This window comes from Corynebacterium phocae (genome assembly GCF_008693075.1).
In the GTDB taxonomy this organism is placed as follows: domain Bacteria; phylum Actinomycetota; class Actinomycetes; order Mycobacteriales; family Mycobacteriaceae; genus Corynebacterium; species Corynebacterium phocae.
This window is the reverse complement of record NZ_VXKJ01000037.1, coordinates 320380-340891: the sequence shown is the minus strand read 5'-3', so window position 1 is coordinate 340891 and position 20512 is coordinate 320380. Positions and strand designations below refer to the sequence as shown.

The following is a 20512-nucleotide window of genomic DNA, read 5'->3' as shown; positions in this document are numbered from 1 at the left end:
GGCTGGCGAAGTGTGGCTGAACCACTTGGCGGTGGAAAAAGGCGCCCCGGAAAACACCCTGAGTAACTACGGCCGCGACGTGAAGCGTTACGTGGAATGGTTGGAGGAGGCGCGCATCACGGATCTGGGGTTTGTCACGGAAAAACACGTCGAGTCCTACCTTGCCTTCCTCCGGGAAAAGCTGGCCCCTAGTTCCGCCAATCGCGCGCTTATCGTGGCCCGGGGTCTGCACAAGTTTGCGCTGGCTGAGGGCCTTGTCCCGGTGGACGTCGCGGCGCAGGTTTCTCCTCCGCGCACTGCCCAGCGGTTACCGGAAACGCTTTCGGTGGCGGAGGTGGAAAAACTCATTGACAACATCCCCGATGGGGAAGAAGCCGGGGCCGTCCACCTTCGCGACCGCGCGCTGCTGGAGTTGCTGTACGGCACGGGAGCCCGTATCTCCGAGATTGTGGGGCTTAGTGTTGATGACGCCACGGCCATGAGCACCGGCCTAGCGCCCGGGGAGTTGGGTGTGCTTAAAGTACGCGGCAAGGGCAACAAGGACCGGTTGGTGCCGGTGGGCGCCCGCGCCCGGGCTGCGCTAGAACAATATCTGGTGCGCTCACGCCCTGTGATGACGGTGGGAAAATCCCCTGCGCTGTTTCTCAATACGCGCGGCGGGCCGTTATCGCGCCAATCGGCGTGGGTGGTCATTAAAGCCGGGGCGGAGCGGGCCGGGATAGACAAGAAAATCTCTCCCCACACCTTGCGGCATTCCTTTGCCACCCACCTCCTGGAGGGCGGTGCTAACGTGCGTGTGGTCCAGGAGCTTTTAGGGCACTCCTCGGTGACCACCACCCAGATTTATACCCACCTCAACCCTGAAGCCCTCCAAGAGATGTGGCGGGCCGCCCATCCGCGGGCATAAGGGGTAGAGTTGCAAAGCCACCCCGTGGCAACAAAGGCGGCAACAAAAGTGCCAACAAAGGTGGCAACCAAGATCGATGAGAAAAACCAATCTGAGGGGATTCAAGCTGTGTTAAACATTTTCACCCGTCTAACCGGAGCCGCGCTGGCGGCCGCTGTGGCCGGAGCTATCTCAACTGCACCAGCACTGGCCCTGCCGCAAGGTATTTCCCCGGAGATGGTGAAACAAGCTATCTCCGAGCCCATCTACGTTACCGCCGGGCAAACCACCACTGTCTCGCTTCCCGTTGCGGCCCAAGCTTCTTACTCGGGCGGCGGCTGGGAGGTCAGTGCCTCTGGCGGATCGGCATCTGTCACGGCACCGGCGTCCGGCGGATCTATTTCCGTGCCCGTTTCCGCGGCCGGTTTCAGCGCCACCATCCAGTTGGTAGCCACACCCGCCGCTGGCACCGACAATAGTGGGGTGCAGGGTAGCGGGGTAACCCCACCTTCTCCTGGCTCAGAAGGCGGTGCGCCCCGCGCCGAAGGCGGCAACGGTGGTGCGCCCCGCGCCGAAGGCGGCAACGGCACCGAAGGCGCTTCCATGCCAGGGGACTCCCACGGCAAGGGTGGCGGTTCCCCTCAACAAGGTTCTGGGGAGGGGGCGCCCGCTGGCCCGCGCCCGGAGGTGCCGGGGAGTAAGCCGGAGCGCCAGGCGGCCCCGCCGGTTGATGACTTGCAGGCGGAGCATATTTACCTAGAGGCCACGATTTCGGGCAACACCATTACCGCTAAGTTGTCCGTGGATAAGGCCCTGGATCTTTACCAAAAGTTTGGCAGCATTGATGAGCAAACGGTCAAACTGCGTTACGTGGACGGCCAGGGCAACTTCATTCACGGCGTGGACAGGGATATTGACATAGCCTCCCGAACGCTGACCCTGACCTATCCCCAGGGCGAAGCCCCGGATAATCCCTTCATTATGCAGTTGGTTAAGGCTGATGGCAGCGGGGTTGTGGCCACAGCTACCTTGCGTGACCCAGCTTTTGCCTCCGCCGACCATGCCAGTAAGGAAGATCTTGAAAAGGAAGTCCAGGCCCAAAAAGACGGTGTTAGTCCTATCCTTCTCATTGGCGGTGGGGTGCTTGGCGCCATCTTGCTGGCGGCTTGTGGCACCGGGGTGTTCCTGGCTGGGAGGCGCAACCGGCAGCTGGCAAAGTCAAGGCAATAGCCTTAACTAGGCGGTAAACTTCGGCTTTTTCGCCCCATTCCGGTGTGAGAAGGTAACCTGAGTAAGATAAGTCTGGTAATAACAGGCATGTAAGCCTGTTGTGGGTATCTCCCGTGACTAAAGACGGTCACGGGTCAAGGATTGAGGTGTGACTGTGAGTGATGACGGCCTATTCGACGCGCAAGGTGTCGGTTTGACGGGGCGTCCGCTACGCGAGTTCCCGGAGCCTAAGCCACTGGAAAAGCACGGCCCCGCCACCATAATCTCCATGTGTAACCAAAAAGGTGGAGTGGGTAAAACCACCTCAACCATCAACTTGGGAGCTTGCCTGGCAGAAGCCGGGCGTAAAGTCCTGCTGGTTGACCTGGATCCGCAGGGCGCGTTGAGCGCCGGCCTGGGCCTTAATCACGATGAGATTGAGGACACGGTCTACGACGTCATGCTGGACAACCGTGTGTCCATTCACTCTGCAATTGTTCCCACCGGGGTGCCGGGAATGGACTTGGTTCCCGCCAATATCGATCTTTCTGCGGCGGAGATCCAACTGGTCAATGAAGTAGGCCGCGAGCACACCTTGGCCCGGGCGCTGCGCCCGGTTCACCGTGACTATGACTTCATCATCGTCGATTGCCAGCCCTCACTGGGCCTGCTGACGGTTAACGCCTTGGCCTGTTCGGACGGGGTTATTATTCCCATGGAATGTGAATTCTTCTCCCTCCGCGGTCTGGCGCTGTTGACCGACACCGTGGAAAAGGTTTCTGAGCGGATAAACTTTGACCTAGAAACCATAGGAATCTTGGTCACCATGTACGACCGCCGCACCAAACACGCCCGTGAAGTCATGTCCCGGGTCGTGGAGTTTTTCGGTGAAAAAGTCTTTGACACGGTCATCACCCGCACGGTGCGGTTCCCGGAAACCTCCGTTGCCGGGGAGGCCATCACCACCTGGGCCCCTAATTCCCAGGCCGCCAAGCAGTACCGGGACCTGGCACGTGAGGTCATCGAAAGGACTAGCTAAGGTGCTTGCCCATGGCCGCCCGTAGCGCCGTCCAACCGGCGGATAACCAGCCGGAAATCACCGGTTTCCGGATTGCTCTCAAAAACTTCGAGGGCCCCTTTGACCTGCTGTTGCAACTCATCCAGGCCAAGAAGATGGACGTCACAGACGTGGCCTTGTCTGCGGTGACGGATGAGTTCGTGGCCTACACCCGGGCGCTGGGTACTACCGCAGACTTGGATGAGACCACTCAGTTCCTCCTCGTCGCAGCAACATTGCTTGACCTTAAAACCGCTAGGCTTTTGCCGCGCGGGGAAGTAGATGACCTTGAGGACCTAGCGCTATTGGAATCTCGCGACTTGCTGTTTGCGCGACTATTGCAATACCGCGCCTACAAGCAGATAGCGGACCTTTTTGCGCAATGGCAGCGCGACGCGCGCCGCCGCTACCCACGCGCGGTGGGGATAGAGGACCGCTTCGCGCAACTATTGCCTCCGGTCCAGCTGGGCCACACCCCGGCTTCTTTCGCGGAACTGGCGGTGGGCGTATTTAGGCCAAAGGCACTCGAAGACGTAAACACCAGCCACATTCACCAAGTGGCGGTATCTGTCCCTGAGCAGGCCGGGAGGATTATGGGGCTGTTGAAGATGTTGGGCGCAGACACCTGGACAAGCTTTGACGCCCTTACCCGGGATTGCACGGTTTCCATGGAAGTGGTGGGGCGCTTCCTGGCGCTGTTGGAACTCTACAAAGCCAAAGCGGTGGAAACTGACCAGCCAGAGTCCTTGGGGCCGCTTAACGTTGCCTGGACCGGGCTGGACGTAGACCCCGCCGTTGTGGCCGCCAGCAACTGGGATTAGGGTAGAACCCATGCAACTTCCGCCCATTTCCCAAGACCGCTCGCGGTTGGAATCTATCCTCCTGGTGCTGGATACGCCGGCCTCGGTAGAAGCTCTGTCCCGCGCACTCGAACTGGACACGTCAGTGGTCAGCGACTTGCTGCGCACCGTGGCGCGTGAGTTTGAGGACCGTGGTTCGGGATTTGAACTCCGGGAGACAGCCGAGGGGTGGAGGCTATATACCCGCCAGCGCAACGCGGAGGCCGTGGAGGGGTTCTTATTGGACGGTACCCAAACCAGGCTCTCGCGGGCAGCCCTGGAAACGCTAGCTGTTATTGCCTACCGGCAGCCGTGTACACGAGCGCAGGTGGCGGGCGTGCGCGGTGTCAACGTAGACGGGGTCATGCGTACCCTGGCCTTGCGTGGGCTAATCCGGGAAGTCGAACAGCGCGAGGGCCTGGCTCACCAGTATGAGACCACCGAATTATTTCTAGAGCTGCTAGGAATAGATAGCTTGGAGCGGCTTCCCGATCTAGCTCCGCTGCTGCCCGATGTGGATCAGATTGAGGAAGACTTTTAGAAAAACCGCCAGTATTTGCGGTGCCCGGATAGGGTTTAGCCGCTTTTTAGGCTAGGATTGCCGGCGTGCGCTAGATCTGTTAAACAACAGACCCGTTTCAACAACACCGCGCGCTACCTTAAATTGCATAGACGCTCAAGAGAAAAGGACACGACACCGTGAACCCCACCGCTCGCCGCGACGGCACACCGGAGAAGAAAAAGCGAGATAGTGACATCATTGTCTCTAACGCTAAACCGGCCCGTCGTCAGCACGTAAAGAAATCCGAACGCAAAGCCACCGCCGAATCCGTAGCCCGGGACCTGGGTGCGGACTGGTTGGTTGATGGCAAAGGCAAGAAGAAAAACCAAGAACAATCCGGTGAACGCCTCCAAAAGGTGTTGGCCAAAGCTGGCGTGGCTTCGCGCCGCCACGCCGAAATTCTCATCGACGCCGGCCGCGTAGAGGTCAACGGGCAGATCGTCATAAAGCAGGGTCTGCGCGTTGACCCATCAGTAGATGTCATCCGTGTGGACGGCGTCCGCGTCAACGTCAATGAGAAGATGCAGTACTTCGTACTCAACAAGCCCCGTGGGCTCCAGTGCACGATGTCAGATGAGATGGGCCGGCCTTGCGTAGGGGACCTAGTCTCTGAGAAGGTTGCCGCCGGGCAGCGCCTGTTCCACGTGGGCCGTCTGGACGCTGACACTGAAGGACTGTTGTTGCTCACCAACGACGGGGAGTTGGCTAACCGCCTCATGCACCCCAAGTATGGCGTGCAAAAGACCTACCTGGCCACCGTGCTGGGTGAGCTCAACAACAAGGTTATCCGTCAGCTCCAAGAAGGTATTGAACTCGACGACGGCATGGCTAAGGCTGACTTTGCGCAGCTGGTGGACAAGCACGGCGGGTACTCCCTGGTGCGCGTGGAACTCCATGAAGGCCGCAAGCACATTGTTCGCCGGATGCTCAAAGAAGCCGGTTACCCGGTCCAGCGCCTGGTCCGTACCAAATTCCACACCATCTCCTTGGGAGAAACTACCCCGGGTGCCTTCCGGGCACTCAACAGCAACGAGCTGACCAGCCTGTACAACGCGGTGGAGATGTAGGCCCGATGATTAGTAACATTCCCGCTGATGGGTTGATTTTAGCGGTGGACGGCCCTTCCGGCACCGGAAAGTCCTCCACCTGCCGCGCGCTGGCTAAAAGGCTGGACGCGAAATACGTAGACACCGGTGCTATGTACCGCGTAGCCACGTTGGCGGTACTGCGCGCAGGGGTGGATCCGGCTGATGCCCCGGCAGTTATCCGCGTTACCGCGCAGCTTCCCCTGGAAGTCTCCGATGATCCGGACTCGCAGCAGGTGTTGCTGGCAGGGGAGGATGTCTCCAAAGAAATCCGCGAAGAAGCGGTCACCCGCAATGTCTCGGCGGTTTCCGCCATCGCGCAGGTGCGCCACAACCTAGTGGAGCTGCAGCGCAAACTGGCGCGGGAAGCACACCGTGCCATCGTGGAGGGACGCGATATCGGAACTGTGGTGCTGCCGGATTCACCGGCCAAGGTCTACCTCACCGCGTCTGCAGAAGTCCGCGCTCAGCGGCGCTTTGACCAAAACGTGGCTGCCGGGATAGACACTGACTTTGACACGGTGCTTGCCGACGTCGAAAGGCGTGACGCCGCAGACTCGTCTCGCGAAACCTCCCCACTGCGCCCGGCCGAGGACGCGGTTATCGTAGATACTTCCGAGCTCACGCTCGACCAGGTGCTCGAGCGCCTGACTGACATAGTAAAGGAGTCTAGCCATGGCTAAAGACCCCCAGAATCACACTGAAGAAACCGAGTTCAACTACCCGCACGGGAAGCTGGAAGAAGAAGTAGTAGCAGACCCACACGGTGGCTGGGCCTCAGCCGAATTCGATGAAGATGACTTTGACTTTGAGTTCGACGAGGACAACTTTGATGACTCCGAGTTTGGCGAAGCCGATTATGGCGAAGAGCAAGACGAGGACGGCGCGGACGTTCCCTTGGCCATGGACGAACAGGAGTGGGAAGAGCTTTCCAAGACCTTCGGCGTAACCGACAACCACATCGAAGAAAGCCTATTCACCGTTGCGGTGGTGGGCCGCCCGAACGTGGGAAAGTCCTCCCTGGTTAACCGTTTCCTGGGCCGCCGCGAAGCCGTGGTTGAGGATCACCCCGGCGTTACCCGCGACCGCATTTCCTACGTCGCGGATTGGAACGGCCAGCGGTTCCTCGTGCAAGATACCGGCGGATGGGACCCCAACGTCAAGGGAATCCACGGCGCCATCGCCCGCCAGGCGGAAGTTGCCATGGAAACCGCGGACGTCATTGTCATGGTGGTTGACACCCAGGTGGGTATCACCGAGACGGACCACGTCATGGCCCGGAATCTGCAAAAATCTCAGGTGCCGGTCATCTTGGTGGCCAATAAGTTTGACTCAGACACCATGTACGCAGATGTGGCGGAGTTCTATGCCCTAGGCCTGGGCGATCCTTGGCCGGTATCTGCCCAGCACGGCCGCGGTGGCGCGGACGTGTTGGACGAAATCCTGCGCGTGTTCCCCAAAGAACCCCGGGGCAAGTCCATTACCTCCGGGCCGCGCCGCGTGGCGTTGGTGGGCAAACCCAACGTGGGTAAGTCCTCGCTGCTCAACAAGTTCTTGGGCGAGGAGCGCTCCGTAGTCCACAATGAGTCCGGCACTACCGTTGACCCCGTGGACTCCCTCGTGCAGCTAGATCAGCACCTGTGGAAGTTCGTTGATACCGCCGGGCTGCGCAAGAAGGTCAAAAATGCGCAGGGCCACGAATACTATGCTTCGTTGCGAACCCGCGGCGTTATTGATGCTGCCGAGGTCTGTATCATGCTCATTGACGCCTCCCAGGAAGTCTCCGAGCAGGATCAGCGCGTGCTTAACATGATTCTGGAGTCCGGTAAGGCATTGGTTATCGCGTTCAATAAATGGGACCTGATGACCCCTGACCGCCGCTACTACCTAGACCGGGAAATTGATCAGCAGCTTGAGCACCTCCCGTGGGTGACTCGGGTTAATATCTCCGCTGAAACGGGGCGCGCGCTGCAAAGGCTTGAGCCCGCGATGTTGGAGGCGCTGGAAAGCTGGGACAAGCGAGTCTCTACTGGCCAGCTCAACACCTGGCTGCGGGAGGCCATTGCGGCCAACCCGCCTCCCATGAAAAATAACCGCCTTCCCCGCGTGCTCTTTGCCACGCAGGCAACCACCCAGCCGCCCACCATTGTGTTGTTTACCACCGGGTTCCTGGACGCCGGCTACCGGCGCTACTTGGAGCGCAAGTTCCGTGAGCGCTTCGGTTTCCACGGCTCACCGGTAAAAATCGCGGTCCGCGTCCGTGAGCGTCGCGATAATAAGAAGAAGCGGCGCTAGGGGCTTTTCGGGGCGCGTTCTAGCACGAACGCGTCTGTGCGGTAGGGCAGCGTTATGTGCTGCCCCTGCGCAAAGCCTAGGTGCTCGAATAAATACCAGTTGAGGTTGTGTGTCATCCTCAACTGGGTTTTTTCTTTTGCCCGCAGCCAATAGGACCTTGTATGCATCAGCTGGTGCAACCGCTCCGGGGTGGTAGTGTCCTCCCATTTCAGGCGGAGCTCTTGGGTGATTTCCCAAGGGGCGCCAACCTCCGGGTAAAAACCTTCTTTCTGCACGTCCCCGGAGTGCATTATTCGGCTAAGCCGGAGTACCCACGGGTGCGCCGTGACGTCCAAAGTGTTCCACACCAGTACCACCCGGCCGCCGGGCCTGATGATCCGGTCTAGCTCGGCGCAGGCCGCCGGGGAGTCTACCCAATGCCAGGTTTGGGCGCACGAAGCCGCGTGAACGCTTGCCGCCGGCAGCGCGGTAGCCTCCGCCTTTGCTCGCCACACCAAGGCGCCACCCTTGTTCCGCAGTACCCGGCACATATCCGCAGAAGGATCTAGCGCGTACACGGTGTGGTTGCCAAGGGCTTCGGTGAATTTTCCGGTGCCGGCGCCAATATCAACTACGCTCGGGAAACCCGCAAGAAGGGCTGCCACCTCATCCGGGTAGCCGGGGCGTACATCTTGGTAGGTTTCCGCGCCCTGTGAGAATGCCTGCGCGGCGTCGGTACGCGCCAGGTGACTGGTGAAACTGGGGGCGTCTTTGGCAGAGGGGCGGCGGTAATGCGGGAAATTCTCCGGCGGTGGCGAGGTATAAGGATGGGGCATAGGAAAACAACTTACCCATGGTCTGCCATTTGGGCTAAAGTCCCTGGCACATCTTCCATTTCCAGCAACTGGTAGCCGTCGCGGTCCATCCGGAGCAGGCGGTGAGAATATACCGTAGGTGCGTTAGTGGAAGGGGCAGTTGCGCTGAGCTGTTAAAGTGTGAGAGTCAATAACAGCGCCTGTGGCAAACATGAGGAAGGAACGCGAGCAATCCAGTGATTAAACGCGCACTTTGCAGTCTGGCGGCCGCGTCCTTGGTCCTTTCCGGGTGTGGTTTCTTCTCCGCGCCGGACCCCACGGTACCTCCAGTGGCGCAGACGCAGCCGGGGTCTGCGGGATCCGTCCTGTCCATCCCCACCTCAGCCCCGTTGGTGGGCCCGCTGCCAGGGGAGTCTAAGAATATCCACCTACCATCCGGGCGGAATTTTATTCTGCACCTGCCCAAGGACTATTCCCCGCAGCAGAAGTGGCCGGTAGTTCTGGCCTTTCACGGATGGAAAGAACAAGCTGAGGCGATTGAGGATTACACGCAGCTCAACGCTGCCCAGGCCATCATGGTCTACCCCCAGGGCGTAGAGGGCGCGTGGGCGCCGGCACCGTACGCCACCACCAGCGGCGCGGAGGACGTTGAGTTTGTCACCAACATCGTGGACTCCGTACGGGCCACCTACGCGGTGGATGACTCCCGTATCCACGCAGTAGGTATGTCCAACGGTGGCGGGTTTGCAGTTTATTTGTCGTGCCAAATTCCTGAAACATTTAACTCTGTAGCCAGTATCTCCGCTGCCTATTACGACAAAATCCACGAGTCTTGCGCAGACACCGGTGTGGGCAGGTTGGATATACACGGCACCAATGACCCCGTGGTGTCCTATTACGGAGGAAAGCGGCACGAGACCGGGTACCGGTCCGTTGATGAGATCTTAAAACGTGACCAGGTGCGCAACGGGTGTCAGCCGGACGTTGAGGCTGTCCGCTTGTCCAGCACTTCGTTGCGGATGCGGTGGCTGGGGTGTGACAGCCCGCTGGTCCATATCCGCATTGGCGGCGGAAGTCACGTGTGGCCTGGTGGTACCTACGATCACTCGGAGGAGCTTCCACCGGGGTTTGCTACCGACGCCGTGCTGGATTTCTTTGGGATCCCCGGCCGGCCCGCCGGCACTAGTGATAGCGCGGATGCACTGAATTAATCAGTAATAGGTTCCGTATCAAACACGTCAAGGTTCACACCGTGGTTGGCGCACACCGACTGCGTCCTGGCCAGGCAGATGTCAAACACTGTAGTGAACCCCTCCGCGTAGGCCACGCTCTTGGTGTCGGTGGGCTGCGGGATCTGCACCATGTGGAAAGTGCGCTGACCGCCGTCTTCTGCGTTGAGTTCAACCACCGCCTGCGCGGTGGTGCCGGAGCCGGCAAAGAAGTCCATTACCACGGCGTCACTGGGACCGCAGATGTCAATCAGGTGTTTGACCAGGCCCACCGGTTTGGGGAACTCAAAAATGCCCACGATTCCTAAAGCAGCCTCTGCGTCTTTGCGGCCGGTGCGCGTGACCCCAAATCTGGCACCATCTAAGATGGAACGCGGTTTGGCCCCCGCGGATTCGTAGTTTTTGGTGTAGACAAAGCCGCGCCGAAAAACCAGTTCAGCACCATGTTCCTGGACTTTTTCCCGGCCCCAGCGCCACCTAGCAACCTTGTCTTTACCCGCGGGCTGGTCAGGCCAGTAGGTCTTTCCGTCCGGCCCGGTAATGGGGAAGTCCAGGCTGCTTAGATAGCCCAAGGTCTTGGAGTCTAGCCGGACTAGGGAATAGCGGCCTTTGCTGTCGGAGTGGTTATAGCGGGTAGTTTTTACTCCGCCGCGGTCTAGGTTAAATCCGGGATTGTCCACGCTTTTGGCGTAGACAAGAACATACTCGTGCTCGACTACGGCGTAGCGGGAGTCGTTTTTTCCCGTGCCGGCCTTCTTCCAAATTAACTGTCCGGCAAAGCACTCTTCCCCAAAAACTTCATCAGCTACCTTGCGGAGGTTTGCCACTTCGTCTTCGCCGATGGAGATACAGATGAACCCGGAAGGTTTGAGAAACTCCCTAGCCACTATCAAGCGGGGAAACATCATGGATAGCCATTGGGCATGCCACCGGCCATGGTCGCTAGAGTTGTGTTCCCGGCGGCTGCGGTAGTTGTCTTTGTAGATGAAATCGCGTCCGGTGTTGTACGGCGGGTCAATGTAGATGACGTCCACGCTCTCACGCCAAGGCTCACGCAGTAGTGTCAGGAACTCAAGATTGTCCCCGGCAGTGAGGCTGTTGTGTAAGACTTCGGGCAGAGTGCGGCTACCGCCTGCCCGGCGCGGAATTATCCGCCAGGTAGCAGAGGCCGTGGCTTGCGCGGCAGCGGCTTGTTTACCGGGCCAGGCCAGTCCGAAGAAAGACTCGTGGGTCATGGGCTTAATTCTAGTAGTCCGCCCTAGCAACACGGGGTTTAACCCGGTGCTAGGACACGAAACCTCTGGTGTGGCCTTTGCGAACCTGGCCCCGGATGTCGCAGCGACCGGCGGGAGGACTACAATAGGCAAGGTAGCTAAGAAAAGTTTAAGTTATTTTATTTGAAAGGAATACGCACATGGGTATCTTCGATAAAGCAAAAGGCCTGCTGAATTCTGAAAAAGGGGAGAAGATCTCCGACTCCGCTTTGGACAAAGCAGCTGACGTGGCCAAGGACAAGCTAGGTAACAAGCACGCCGACAAAATTGACAAGGCGCGCCAGAAGGCCGATGAGCACATTGGGCAGAACAACGCGGATCACGGCACGAACAATCCGGAAGCACAGCGCTAAGGCTACGCCTTCTTCGCGGTAGGAAAATCGCTGGACGCCCGGCTTCGGCCGGGCGCTTTTGCGTTTGCGCCGGCTCCAGCTGCGTGCTCCCGAGCCAGTATGTTGATGCTGGAATGCCGGCGTTTCCGGTTGTAGAACTCCTCCATCCACTGTGCCGTAGCCTTGGCTGCTTCCCGCCGCGACATCAGGTCTATCGCGGGATACAGATGCACCACGCTAGCGGACCCAACCTTGACAAGAAATACCTCAACACCACACCCACGGCAGGACGCTCATTTCCGAAGAGCCCCGTTTCCGAAGATCCCCTCAGAGCTCTCATATCGGGGTGGGCGCGGTGCAGGATAAGAAAAATCAGGCCAGAACAAGTGATTGTTCTGGCCTGATAATGGTCGGGCTAACAGGATTTGAACCTGCGACCCCTACACCCCCAGTGTAGTGCGCTACCAAGCTGCGCCATAGCCCGTTGCGGCCTTTATGGCTGCTCGAATAGGTTACAACACGTTTTCTCACAGGTGTTAATCGCCCAGTTCACCAGCGCTGTAGACCCACTTTCCGTCCACGCGCCGGAAGGTGGAACGCTCGCGCTGCGACCCCACCGAACTACCCTTGTAGAAGGCCTCAAATTCCACCTCACCAGTGGCGTCTAAGGGCCCGCCGGCCACGGCGTCTAGGATGTCTAGCCGGTAGAACTTGATAGAGGTTTCTTTCAACGCCAGGTCAAACGGCCGGGTTTCGGGGTCCCAGGTGCGCAAAAGATATGCTTCATCACCGGTAACAAAGGCGGTAAAGCGCGAACGCATCAGGGTTTCAGCCGTTGGTGCAGCCGCACCGGCGTGGTAGCGCCCGCAGCACTGCCCGTACTGCAAGCCGGTACCGCAGGGGCAGCGGGAACCGTCCGCGAGTGGATTATGAACAGTCATGTTAAGCCTCAACTTCCGTGATCGTGGCCCGTCCCAGAACGCTGTCCAGTGGGCTGTGCTGCGCCGCTAGCAGAAGTTGCTGGCGAACGACGTGGTCAAGATCTGTTCCTGCGGCCGGGAGCAGTTCTACGGAGCGTTCAAAGGCGGCATCGGCCAACCTGACTTTGAGCTCCCGGGCCTTGGCTTTGACAGCCTGTGCTGACGCGGTAGCAATAGCGGACATGAGCAACCCCTCCGGAGTGACCCCCTGGTCCTTACCACCCTCCGCCCGCGTGCGGTCTGCGGAGATATTGCGGTTGTGTGTCCGGGCCACCACCCCGAAATTGGTGCCAATGGCAGTCCGGGCTACTACGGCATCAGGGCCCACGTCCTCCGGTGCAAAGTCCGGCACAATGAACTCATCTGACCACGACCCAATTAAGTCCGCAGCGCGGGCGGCCGCGCCCTGCTTGGTAAGCAAGTGATCTGCCTTATCCAGGGCAACTAGGGACTTGGGGTAGCGCGTCATGCGGAAGATATTTTGGGCGTTGTCCACCCCCACGGTGGTATCCACCGGAGAGTGCAAGATCATCAGCGGCTTTTTGAGCTTCCGCAGGTAGACCACCGGATCTGTGTCTGCCAGGTCCTCTAAGAAGAAACGGGAAATAGTCAACGTGCGCCCGCCCAGGGTAACCTCCACCTGCCCGGCCTCATCTACCTCCCCAATCTTGTCTGCGTAGTGCAGCACGGAGTGCGCTGGGTCAAAGGGTGCGCCGATGGTGGCCACGCCGCGCAGGGAGCTAATTGTGGAGCCGGCCGCTAGCGCTGCCGCGCCGCCCAGCGAGTGGCCGATAAGCAGCTGGGGCGCGTGATAGTTCTCTGTGAGCCAGGCAGCCGCCGCCTTGATATCGCTTACGTTCTGGGAAAAACTGGTCTTTGCAAAGCTACCTTCAGATTGGCCCAGCCCGGGAAAGTCAAAGCGCAGCGTGGCAATCCCGTGGTGGGTTAGCTGCTTTGACGTGCGGGCGGCGCCGGGGGTGTGGCGCGAGCCGGCAAAGCAATGCGCGAAGATGGCGAAAGCTGTGGGGGTGGTGTCCGGAAAATCGATGGTTCCTGCCATCTTTGATCCGGTGCTAGACGGTACTGACACATTCACGGATTGCATAGTTTCTACAATAACGCCCCCGGCCTGCAACGGGAAGACGGGCGCGACTAAGGTCGTATTGGTAAGAATTTCTAGAGGAGGTCACACATGGGTGCATTCGACTGGTTTTGGAAGGCTATGGGCGCGCAAGCCGACCGCAATGACAAGAAGTCAAAAACGGTAGTTGACAACTCCCGGGAGGCCACCGCCTCACTGGCAGCTCTTGACGATGCCGCCGTGACACAGGCCGCACGCGAATCCGTGCAGGAGGGGGTTATTGCGGATAAGTCCACCTTCCTAGCCGCGCTCGCAGTAGCTAGCGAACGCAAGCTGGGTATGCACCCCTTCCATGTACAGTCCCAAGCCGTCCTGCGGCTGCTGGAAGGCGACGTCATCCAGATGGCCACCGGCGAAGGCAAGACCTTGGTGGGGGCCATGGCCGCCACCGGGTTTGCGCTTACCGGCAAGCGCGTTCACCTCATCACCGTTAATGACTACCTGGCTGCCCGCGACGCGGAATGGATGCGCCCGCTGGTGGAGTTCTTTGGGCTCACAGTGTCCTCGGTAACGGAGAAGCTGGGGCCGGAACAGCGCCGGGAGGCCTACCGGGCCGATATTGTCTACGCCCCAGTCAACGAAGTGGGCTTTGACGTTTTGCGGGACAACCAAATCACGGACCGCTCCCAGACCGTTCAGGCGCCGGCGGATGTGGCGCTGGTGGATGAGGCGGACTCGGTGCTGGTGGACGAGGCCCTGGTGCCGCTGGTCTTGGCCGGCAACCGGCCGGGGGAGGCACCCACCGGGCACATCACCAACGTGGTGGCCAGGTTGCGCGAGGGGCTGGACTACCAGATCAGTGAGGACGGGCGCACGGTCCACCTCACTGAGCCCGGAGCCGCCCGTGTGGAAAAGGAGCTGGGCCTTGACTCGCTGTACTCCGAGGACAACATTGGCACGGTGCTGGTTAAGGTAAACCTGGCGCTGCACGCTAAGGCACTGCTTATCCGTGATATCCATTACATAGTCGTTGACGGCAAGCTGCAGTTGATTGACGCCTCCCGCGGGCGGGTGGCAGACCTACAGCGCTGGCCAGACGGACTGCAGGCGGCCGTGGAGGCAAAGGAAGGCTTGGAGGTATCCGAGGGCGGCCGGATCCTAGACACCATCACTTTGCAGGAGCTCATGCGCCGCTATCCGGTGGTCTGCGGGATGACCGGCACCGCAGTGGAGGCCACCGAGCAACTCACGCAGTTCTACGGGCTGGGCGTGTCCGTCATTGACCGCAACAAGGAGCTCCGCCGCTTCGATGAAGCGGACCGAATTTTTGCCACTGCTGAGGATAAAAACCGGGCCATTGTTGAAGAAATCGTCGAGCTCCATTCCACCGGCCAACCCGTGCTGGTAGGAACCCACGACGTGGCTGAATCCGAGGCCCTGGCGGAGGTCCTGCAGGAACGGGGGATTGAGGTCAACGTTCTCAACGCCAAAAACGATGCGGAGGAAGCACGGATTGTGGCCGAGGCCGGAGACGTGGGCCGGGTGACCGTTTCTACTCAGATGGCCGGGCGCGGCACGGACATCAAGCTGGGCGGCGCGGATGAGGCAGACCGCGCGGCAGTGGTTGAACGCGGGGGACTGGCAGTTATTGGCACCTCCCGCCACCGCACTGCGCGCCTGGACAACCAGCTGCGCGGCCGCGCCGGCCGCCAGGGGGACCCGGGGTTATCGGTCTTTTTTGTCTCCCTTGATGACGACGTGGTGCGCCAGGGCGGGGAAGACGAATCCTTGTCTGTCCAGCCCTCCCCAGACGGCAGGGTTGACTCCAAACGAGTGTCCGACTTTGTGGCGCACTGCCAGCGCGTTACCGAAGGTCAACTGTTAGAAATCCATTCCCAGACCTGGAAGTACAACCAGCTCCTTGCCGATCAACGCGTGATCATCGACGAGCGCCGCGCCCAGCTGCTGGATACGGACAAGGCCTGGGAAGAGCTATCCCAACGCGCGCCTGAGCGCGCTGCGGAGCTTGAACACTTGGACAAAGACGTACGCGTGGCCGCGGCCCGGGAAATCATGCTCTATCACCTAGATCTCTCCTGGGCAGACCACCTGGAACTCATGGATGATGTCCGCGAATCCATTCACCTGCGCGCCATTGCGCGGGAAACACCCTTGACCGAGTACCACCGGATTGCCGTGCGCGAATTTAAGGATGTGGCGCAGCGGGCCGTGGAGGACTCCGTAACAACCTTCCGGGAGGCGCTCATAGACGCCCAGGGCGTGCATATGGAAGACGCGGGCCTTGCCCGGCCTTCAGCTACTTGGACATACATGGTCTCCGACAACCCCCTGACCGGTTCCGGAAATTCGGTGGTGAGCGGTATCGGAAATATTTTCCGCTAAAATAAATTGGGCTACTTGATCCTCAAGGCCCGAACCCGGCTATGATTGAGACCGAGTAGTTTTTCAACCGCAAGTAAACTTTTGTCCGACCAATCGGAGGTAAAAATGACCGAAAACAACGGCGCCCAGGAGCCACAGGTCGAAACCACGTCTGTATTCCGTGCTGATCTTTTGAAGGAAATGGAATCAGGTGCTGCCACCGATAGTCCGGTAGCGGGCGCTGATAACCTTCCTCAGGATCAGGCTCTTCTAGTTGTCAAACGCGGCCCTAACGCGGGAGCTCGCTTCTTGCTTGACCAGCCCACCACCACCGCTGGCCGTCACCCAGAGGCGGACATCTTCCTCGATGACGTCACCGTTTCCCGCCGCCACGCGGAGTTCCGCGTGAGTGAGGGCAAGTTTGAGGTAGTGGACGTAGGCTCCCTCAACGGCACCTACGTTAACCGCGAGCCACGCAACTCCCAGGAGCTCAGCGTTGGTGATGAAATCCAGATTGGCAAGTTCCGCCTGGTATTCATCGCGGCCGAGTAAGCCACGTGGGACGTCGCACCCCAGCGTTAGTTTGGGGGGGTGCGGCTTTACACCATTGGCAGCAGAGTAACCATCCACCACTATCAAGACCGGCGAGTAAAAATTTCGTGAACGCAGCACGCAAATCCGCGGCGGCTTACCGCCCGAACAACACCAAGAAGACCAAGGCCATGTCCATCGGGGTGGTCTTCGATCTTCTCAAGCTCCAGTTTGAGGACGTGAGTCTGTCCAAGATCCGCTACCTGGAGACTGAGGGGCTCGTTTCTCCGTCCCGTACACCCGCCGGTTACCGGCGTTTCACCGAAGCTGACGTGGACCGTCTGCGTTTTATCCTCACCAGCCAACGGGACAATTACACCCCGCTGAAGGTTATCCGCGAGCAACTGCAGGCCATGGACTCCGGTCAGGTCACCGCCATTGTGGGCGCTGGGCAGGCGGATACCCTGGTCAAAGCGGACCAGTTCCGCACCCCAGCGGTAGCTAGGCTCACCGACCAGGATGTGGCCGAGCAATCGGGAGCCACAGCGGAAGATGTAGCCGCGTTCACCGCGCTGGGAATCATCACCCCAGATCCCTCCGGCTTTTATACCACCGATGACGTTGCCGTGACCTCCGCCGCTGCCGCACTCAAGGCCTTCGGTCTCAACGACCGCCAGCTGAAGACTCTGCGTAATAACGCCTCGCGTCACGCAGATCTCATCTCCCAGGTAGCCGCACCGGTGAAACTGTCTAAATCAGATACCGCTGCAGCGCAAGCCGAGGAGCTTTCCCAGCAAATGGCCGCCCTTGTTGTTTCCTTGCACGGAATGCTGGTCAAGACTGACCTGCGCCGTGAATTCAAGGCTTAGGCGGGGGAGGAAATGTCAGTTAGTCTCGAGTACCTGGGAAATTCCCATCCCGGGAGCGAAGGCTGGTGCTTTGCCTTTCAGCTGGCCGGGCAGCACAAGGTAATCCCCGTCTGGGCCACTGGCCCGGAGGCGGATCTTGCCGCCGCCATCACGCGCGATGTTGATGACGGGCAGCGCCACGCGATTATCTCCCTCATAGACCTTCTTGAAGAACTAGGTGGGGTAACCGTTGTGGAGCTGGTCAGTTCCCATGAGGGCTCCTTTGTCTTCGATGTCACCGCGGCAACTGGACACACCTTTGAAGTTTCTCCAGTCAATGCGGTAGTAATAGCCTCTCACTTCAAGGTTTCTCCGGTGGTGGAAGAGGACGTCGCTGCACAAGTAGCGGTCTTTGCCACGCCTGATGACCTGCGGGAATACCTTGATGTGGAATACGCTACCCCCGCTGATGATGCTGGAGTTGACCCTAATATCACGGCCGAGGCCCCCCGGGAATCCAGCCAGGATTCCCAGGTAGACGCCGATTTTGAGGAGCTTGTCCGGGGGCTGGATATGGGTGATTTTGACCTCGATGACGGGGGTAGTGGCGAAAAATAGGGAATGACACGCCTGTGACTAAAGGTGCAATTGCTCCTAGATGAGGTTAAAGTTCTACTTGAACTTGAACAACGGACGCTTGGTGATCCCTTCGTGGGGTTGACGTAGCGAGCCAACTGGCATTTAATTATGTCTAAAGCGAACAAATGGACGGAGCAAATCTAATGACTGACACCTACGTGCAGGATTCCCTCTTTGACATCGGACCCGATGAACAGGTGGGTTACCGAGTACCCATCGCCTGCCAGGTAGCCGGTATTACTTACCGCCAACTTGATTACTGGGCACGCACCGATCTGGTCAAGCCCTCCATTCGCAACGCCACCGGCTCCGGCTCCCAGCGCCTGTATTCCTTCAAAGATGTACTGGTACTCAAGATTGTTAAGCGCTTGCTGGACACCGGCATCTCCTTGCAAAACATCCGTCTTGCCGTTGACACCCTTCGCGACCGCGGTGTACATGAGATCTCCGAACTCACCCTGGTCTCCGACGGAACCACGGTCTATGAGTGCCGCTCCAGTGATGAAGTCATTGACCTTCTGGCCGGCGGCCAGGGCGTCTTTGGTATCGCCGTTCCGGGCCTAGTTAAAGAGCTCACCGGAACCATCTCCGCTTTCCCATCCGAGCGCGTTAACCACATGGGTGAAGACAACGTAGTCACCCTAGACGAACTAGCAGAGCTACGTAACCGCCGCACTTCTTAGCGCTGGCCCACCTTATACCTGCACTCCGCCAAGTTCGCGGGGGCGCCGCCACCTGGCCGCGTCCCCGCGTTAGCGTGTGGAGTTATAAAACGTGGCTACACGCCAGTGGCCTGGGAGAGTGTTTCTGGCAGTGCTTCTATCGCAGGGTGGGCAAAGGTCTTGGCGTGCTCACGCAACACCTCATCAACCGGCATCTGGCCAAGGTGGATGACCGCCAGTTCCACGCCAGTGCCCAGAGCCTGTTCCAGCGCTGGGATGAAAGCGGCTTCATCAATATCGGCTTCCGTACCAGCGGTAACCAACACTATCCGCGAGCCTGGCACGGCCGCTGCGTAATTGATCGCAGCGAGAACGGCACTGCGGGTCTGTGGCACACCCCCAGTGCCAAATTGGACAACAGCCGTTGCCACGTCCTGTGCCGGCCCAAAGCCCAGGTTATCGCGGTAACCCACCGTGATCCCCGGGTTGAGCGGTGATGAATAGTTCCACAGCGCCACCTGTTTGCCGGCTGCTCCCAACGCCTGCGCCGTTGCCGCGAGTTCGGCCGAGGCCGCCGGGTAGAACGGTGCCATCCGGTGCGAGGTGTCGAGCAAAATAAGCGTATCAGCGGGAGTAGTTCGCGGCAGAGGCGGTGGCGGGGGAGAAGATTCCTCCACACTGGGGTTAAGGCTAGCCGGACTGCTGATAACCGTGTTCTCACTGGAGTTGGTCGGTGGTGCTGTTGTATCCGGCCCAGCGGTCTCCGGCCCAGCGGTTTCCGGCGCAGTGGTCTCCGGCGCAGTGGTAACTGGGACCTGGTCCGCCCGGAAGGACGGTTTGCTTGAAAGCAGAGCCACGGCTCCGGCCAGCAACAGTAAAGCGGAGATTGCCAGTAGTGCCAGCAGCCAGCGGGCAATAGCAAAGTTACTCCGGGGGGCTAGATGACGTGCCACGAAAGATACTCCCTGGTTAAATCTATTTACCTTGCAACGCTCACAGTTTAGACTGTCGAGCGCTGTTAATAAGGGCAACAAGCCGTTCGCGCAGCGGCCTGGCCTTGTCCGCGAGCTGGCGCTGGCGCGCCACGTATTCGGCTTTGCCCTCCGCTGTCTCTACCGCCACAACGCCAAGTCCCAGGCTACGGCAGTCGTAAGGTGACGCCTCCATGTCCAAAGTCCGGGCCTCAATTGCCACGTCCAGCGCATCGAGAAATAGCTCACCGGGAACAATTGGGCCCAGCTTCCACGCCCACTTGTAGACATCCATGGTGGCGTGCACGCAACCGGCCTGGTCATTGTCGCTTTGCCCGCCACGGTCTAGTACGCGAATGTTTAATGGGCGGGCAGGTTCGGTGAAAAACCGGTAAGCGTCATAGTGCGTACATTTGAGCTTGGAACGTTCAACGACCTCGTTGGTCCGCTCCGGCCCCAAGCGCAGCGGCAAGCTATGCCGGGGGCGGTCGGTCTTGTAGACCATGGCCCATTCATGAAGGCCAAAGCAGTCGAAGGTAGCTGGATTGGTGGCAGTGCTTTCCAGCAGCCGCTTTATCACCAGCGCGGACTCACCGCGTTTGGCCCACCAGGCGCGGGTGTCCACGGCCGTTAACCCGTCATCGTTTTTGTAGTACCGCCATTGGGCGTGCGGCGGTTTGCCCGCTAGGGCTACGCCTACGCCCGGGTGCCAACGCCGCAGGTGCGAGGGGCGGACCGGATAATACTCGAACAAAAAGTCATAGACGGCGTGGTACTGGCCGGGGTGTCTGAAAGTAGCCAATCTGTTGTCAGCGCGGGCCTGGTGATCATCCATCCTGGCCTGCCAGTGGCTAGG

21 protein-coding genes and 1 tRNA gene are annotated in these 20512 nt (G+C 59.5%); 15 read left to right on the top strand and 7 right to left on the bottom strand.

Annotation, left to right across the window (positions count from 1 at the left end):
• The first annotated feature begins 10 nt into the window (after positions 1–10).
• The 8 genes from xerD (at position 11) to der (ending at position 7933) form a co-directional block, all read left to right on the top strand.
• The gene (xerD, locus tag F4V58_RS05870; protein WP_211272741.1) at positions 11–907 is read left to right on the top strand and encodes a site-specific tyrosine recombinase XerD; all 897 of its coding nucleotides are present in this window, start codon (positions 11–13) and stop codon (positions 905–907) included.
• Between the two features lie 48 nt (positions 908–955).
• Positions 956–2116 carry a hypothetical protein gene (locus F4V58_RS05865; RefSeq protein ID WP_075734176.1) on the top strand — a complete coding sequence of 387 codons (1161 nt, stop codon included), beginning with the start codon at positions 956–958 and terminating at the stop codon, positions 2114–2116.
• A 154-nt stretch (positions 2117–2270) separates the two neighbouring features.
• Complete coding sequence (locus tag F4V58_RS05860; protein WP_075736558.1) at positions 2271–3134, top strand: ParA family protein; 864 nt, start codon at positions 2271–2273, stop codon at positions 3132–3134.
• 11 nt (positions 3135–3145) lie between these two features.
• Positions 3146–3973 carry a segregation and condensation protein A gene (locus F4V58_RS05855; protein WP_075734174.1) on the top strand — a complete coding sequence of 276 codons (828 nt, stop codon included), beginning with the start codon at positions 3146–3148 and terminating at the stop codon, positions 3971–3973.
• 10 nt (positions 3974–3983) lie between these two features.
• Positions 3984–4532 carry an SMC-Scp complex subunit ScpB gene (gene scpB / locus F4V58_RS05850; protein ID WP_075734172.1) on the top strand — a complete coding sequence of 183 codons (549 nt, stop codon included), beginning with the start codon at positions 3984–3986 and terminating at the stop codon, positions 4530–4532.
• Between the two features lie 158 nt (positions 4533–4690).
• A complete protein-coding gene (locus tag F4V58_RS05845; RefSeq protein WP_075734170.1) occupies positions 4691–5620 on the top strand; it encodes a pseudouridine synthase in 930 nt (309 codons plus the stop codon).
• Positions 5621–5625: 5 nt separating this feature from the next.
• Positions 5626–6321, top strand: coding sequence for a (d)CMP kinase (cmk, locus tag F4V58_RS05840; RefSeq protein ID WP_075734168.1), 696 nt, complete (start codon positions 5626–5628; stop codon positions 6319–6321).
• Complete coding sequence (gene der / locus F4V58_RS05835; RefSeq protein WP_075734166.1) at positions 6314–7933, top strand: ribosome biogenesis GTPase Der; 1620 nt, start codon at positions 6314–6316, stop codon at positions 7931–7933. The genes cmk and der overlap by 8 nt, the downstream gene beginning before the upstream one ends.
• Here der and F4V58_RS05830 read toward each other — a convergent pair.
• On the bottom strand, positions 7930–8748 hold the full coding sequence (locus F4V58_RS05830) for a class I SAM-dependent methyltransferase (protein ID WP_075734164.1): 819 nt from the start codon (positions 8746–8748) through the stop codon (positions 7930–7932). The genes der and F4V58_RS05830 overlap by 4 nt on opposite strands.
• 215 nt (positions 8749–8963) lie before the next feature.
• Between F4V58_RS05830 and F4V58_RS05825 the strand changes: the two genes are divergently transcribed.
• Positions 8964–9938 carry a CE1 family esterase gene (locus tag F4V58_RS05825; RefSeq protein WP_245802952.1) on the top strand — a complete coding sequence of 325 codons (975 nt, stop codon included), beginning with the start codon at positions 8964–8966 and terminating at the stop codon, positions 9936–9938.
• Here the strand turns inward: F4V58_RS05825 and F4V58_RS05820 are convergent.
• Positions 9935–11191, bottom strand: a complete 1257-nt coding sequence (locus tag F4V58_RS05820; protein ID WP_075734163.1) for a site-specific DNA-methyltransferase — start codon at positions 11189–11191, stop codon at positions 9935–9937. The genes F4V58_RS05825 and F4V58_RS05820 overlap by 4 nt on opposite strands.
• A 179-nt stretch (positions 11192–11370) precedes the next feature.
• Here F4V58_RS05820 and F4V58_RS05815 point away from each other — a divergent pair, with 179 nt between their 5' ends.
• Entirely contained in the window at positions 11371–11583 is a 213-nt protein-coding gene (locus F4V58_RS05815; RefSeq protein WP_075734161.1) for an antitoxin, read from the top strand.
• A 386-nt stretch (positions 11584–11969) separates the two neighbouring features.
• On the opposite strand, the gene F4V58_RS05810 is transcribed toward F4V58_RS05815, so the two are convergent.
• From F4V58_RS05810 to F4V58_RS05800, 3 genes are all read right to left on the bottom strand, one after another.
• Positions 11970–12046, bottom strand: a tRNA-Pro gene (locus F4V58_RS05810).
• A 52-nt stretch (positions 12047–12098) separates the two neighbouring features.
• Positions 12099–12503, bottom strand: coding sequence for a YchJ family protein (locus F4V58_RS05805; RefSeq protein WP_075734157.1), 405 nt, complete (start codon positions 12501–12503; stop codon positions 12099–12101).
• Position 12504: 1 nt separating this feature from the next.
• Positions 12505–13647, bottom strand: coding sequence for an alpha/beta hydrolase family protein (locus tag F4V58_RS05800; protein WP_075734155.1), 1143 nt, complete (start codon positions 13645–13647; stop codon positions 12505–12507).
• A gap of 87 nt (positions 13648–13734) precedes the next feature.
• Between F4V58_RS05800 and secA2 the strand changes: the two genes are divergently transcribed.
• The 5 genes from secA2 to F4V58_RS05775 all read left to right on the top strand — a co-directional run bounded on the left by secA2 (position 13735) and on the right by F4V58_RS05775 (position 18706).
• Positions 13735–16026 (top strand): accessory Sec system translocase SecA2, encoded by a 2292-nt coding sequence (secA2, locus tag F4V58_RS05795; protein WP_075734154.1) that lies wholly within the window; start codon positions 13735–13737, stop codon positions 16024–16026.
• Positions 16027–16131: 105 nt separating this feature from the next.
• Positions 16132–16557, top strand: coding sequence for an oxoglutarate dehydrogenase inhibitor Odhl (odhI, locus tag F4V58_RS05790; RefSeq protein WP_075734152.1), 426 nt, complete (start codon positions 16132–16134; stop codon positions 16555–16557).
• Positions 16558–16664: 107 nt separating this feature from the next.
• Positions 16665–17405: a transcriptional regulator FtsR gene (ftsR, locus tag F4V58_RS05785; protein ID WP_075734150.1), complete on the top strand. Its 741-nt coding sequence runs from the start codon at positions 16665–16667 to the stop codon at positions 17403–17405.
• Between the two features lie 12 nt (positions 17406–17417).
• Positions 17418–18002, top strand: coding sequence for a hypothetical protein (locus F4V58_RS05780; RefSeq protein WP_075734148.1), 585 nt, complete (start codon positions 17418–17420; stop codon positions 18000–18002).
• Positions 18003–18166: 164 nt separating this feature from the next.
• Positions 18167–18706 carry a MerR family transcriptional regulator gene (locus F4V58_RS05775; RefSeq protein WP_245802951.1) on the top strand — a complete coding sequence of 180 codons (540 nt, stop codon included), beginning with the start codon at positions 18167–18169 and terminating at the stop codon, positions 18704–18706.
• Positions 18707–18801: 95 nt separating this feature from the next.
• On the opposite strand, the gene F4V58_RS05770 is transcribed toward F4V58_RS05775, so the two are convergent.
• Positions 18802–19638 (bottom strand): hypothetical protein, encoded by an 837-nt coding sequence (locus tag F4V58_RS05770; protein ID WP_075734144.1) that lies wholly within the window; start codon positions 19636–19638, stop codon positions 18802–18804.
• A 40-nt stretch (positions 19639–19678) separates the two neighbouring features.
• Positions 19679–20491, bottom strand: a complete 813-nt coding sequence (locus F4V58_RS05765) for a 3-methyladenine DNA glycosylase (RefSeq protein WP_211272790.1) — start codon at positions 20489–20491, stop codon at positions 19679–19681.
• Positions 20492–20512: the final 21 nt, after the last annotated feature.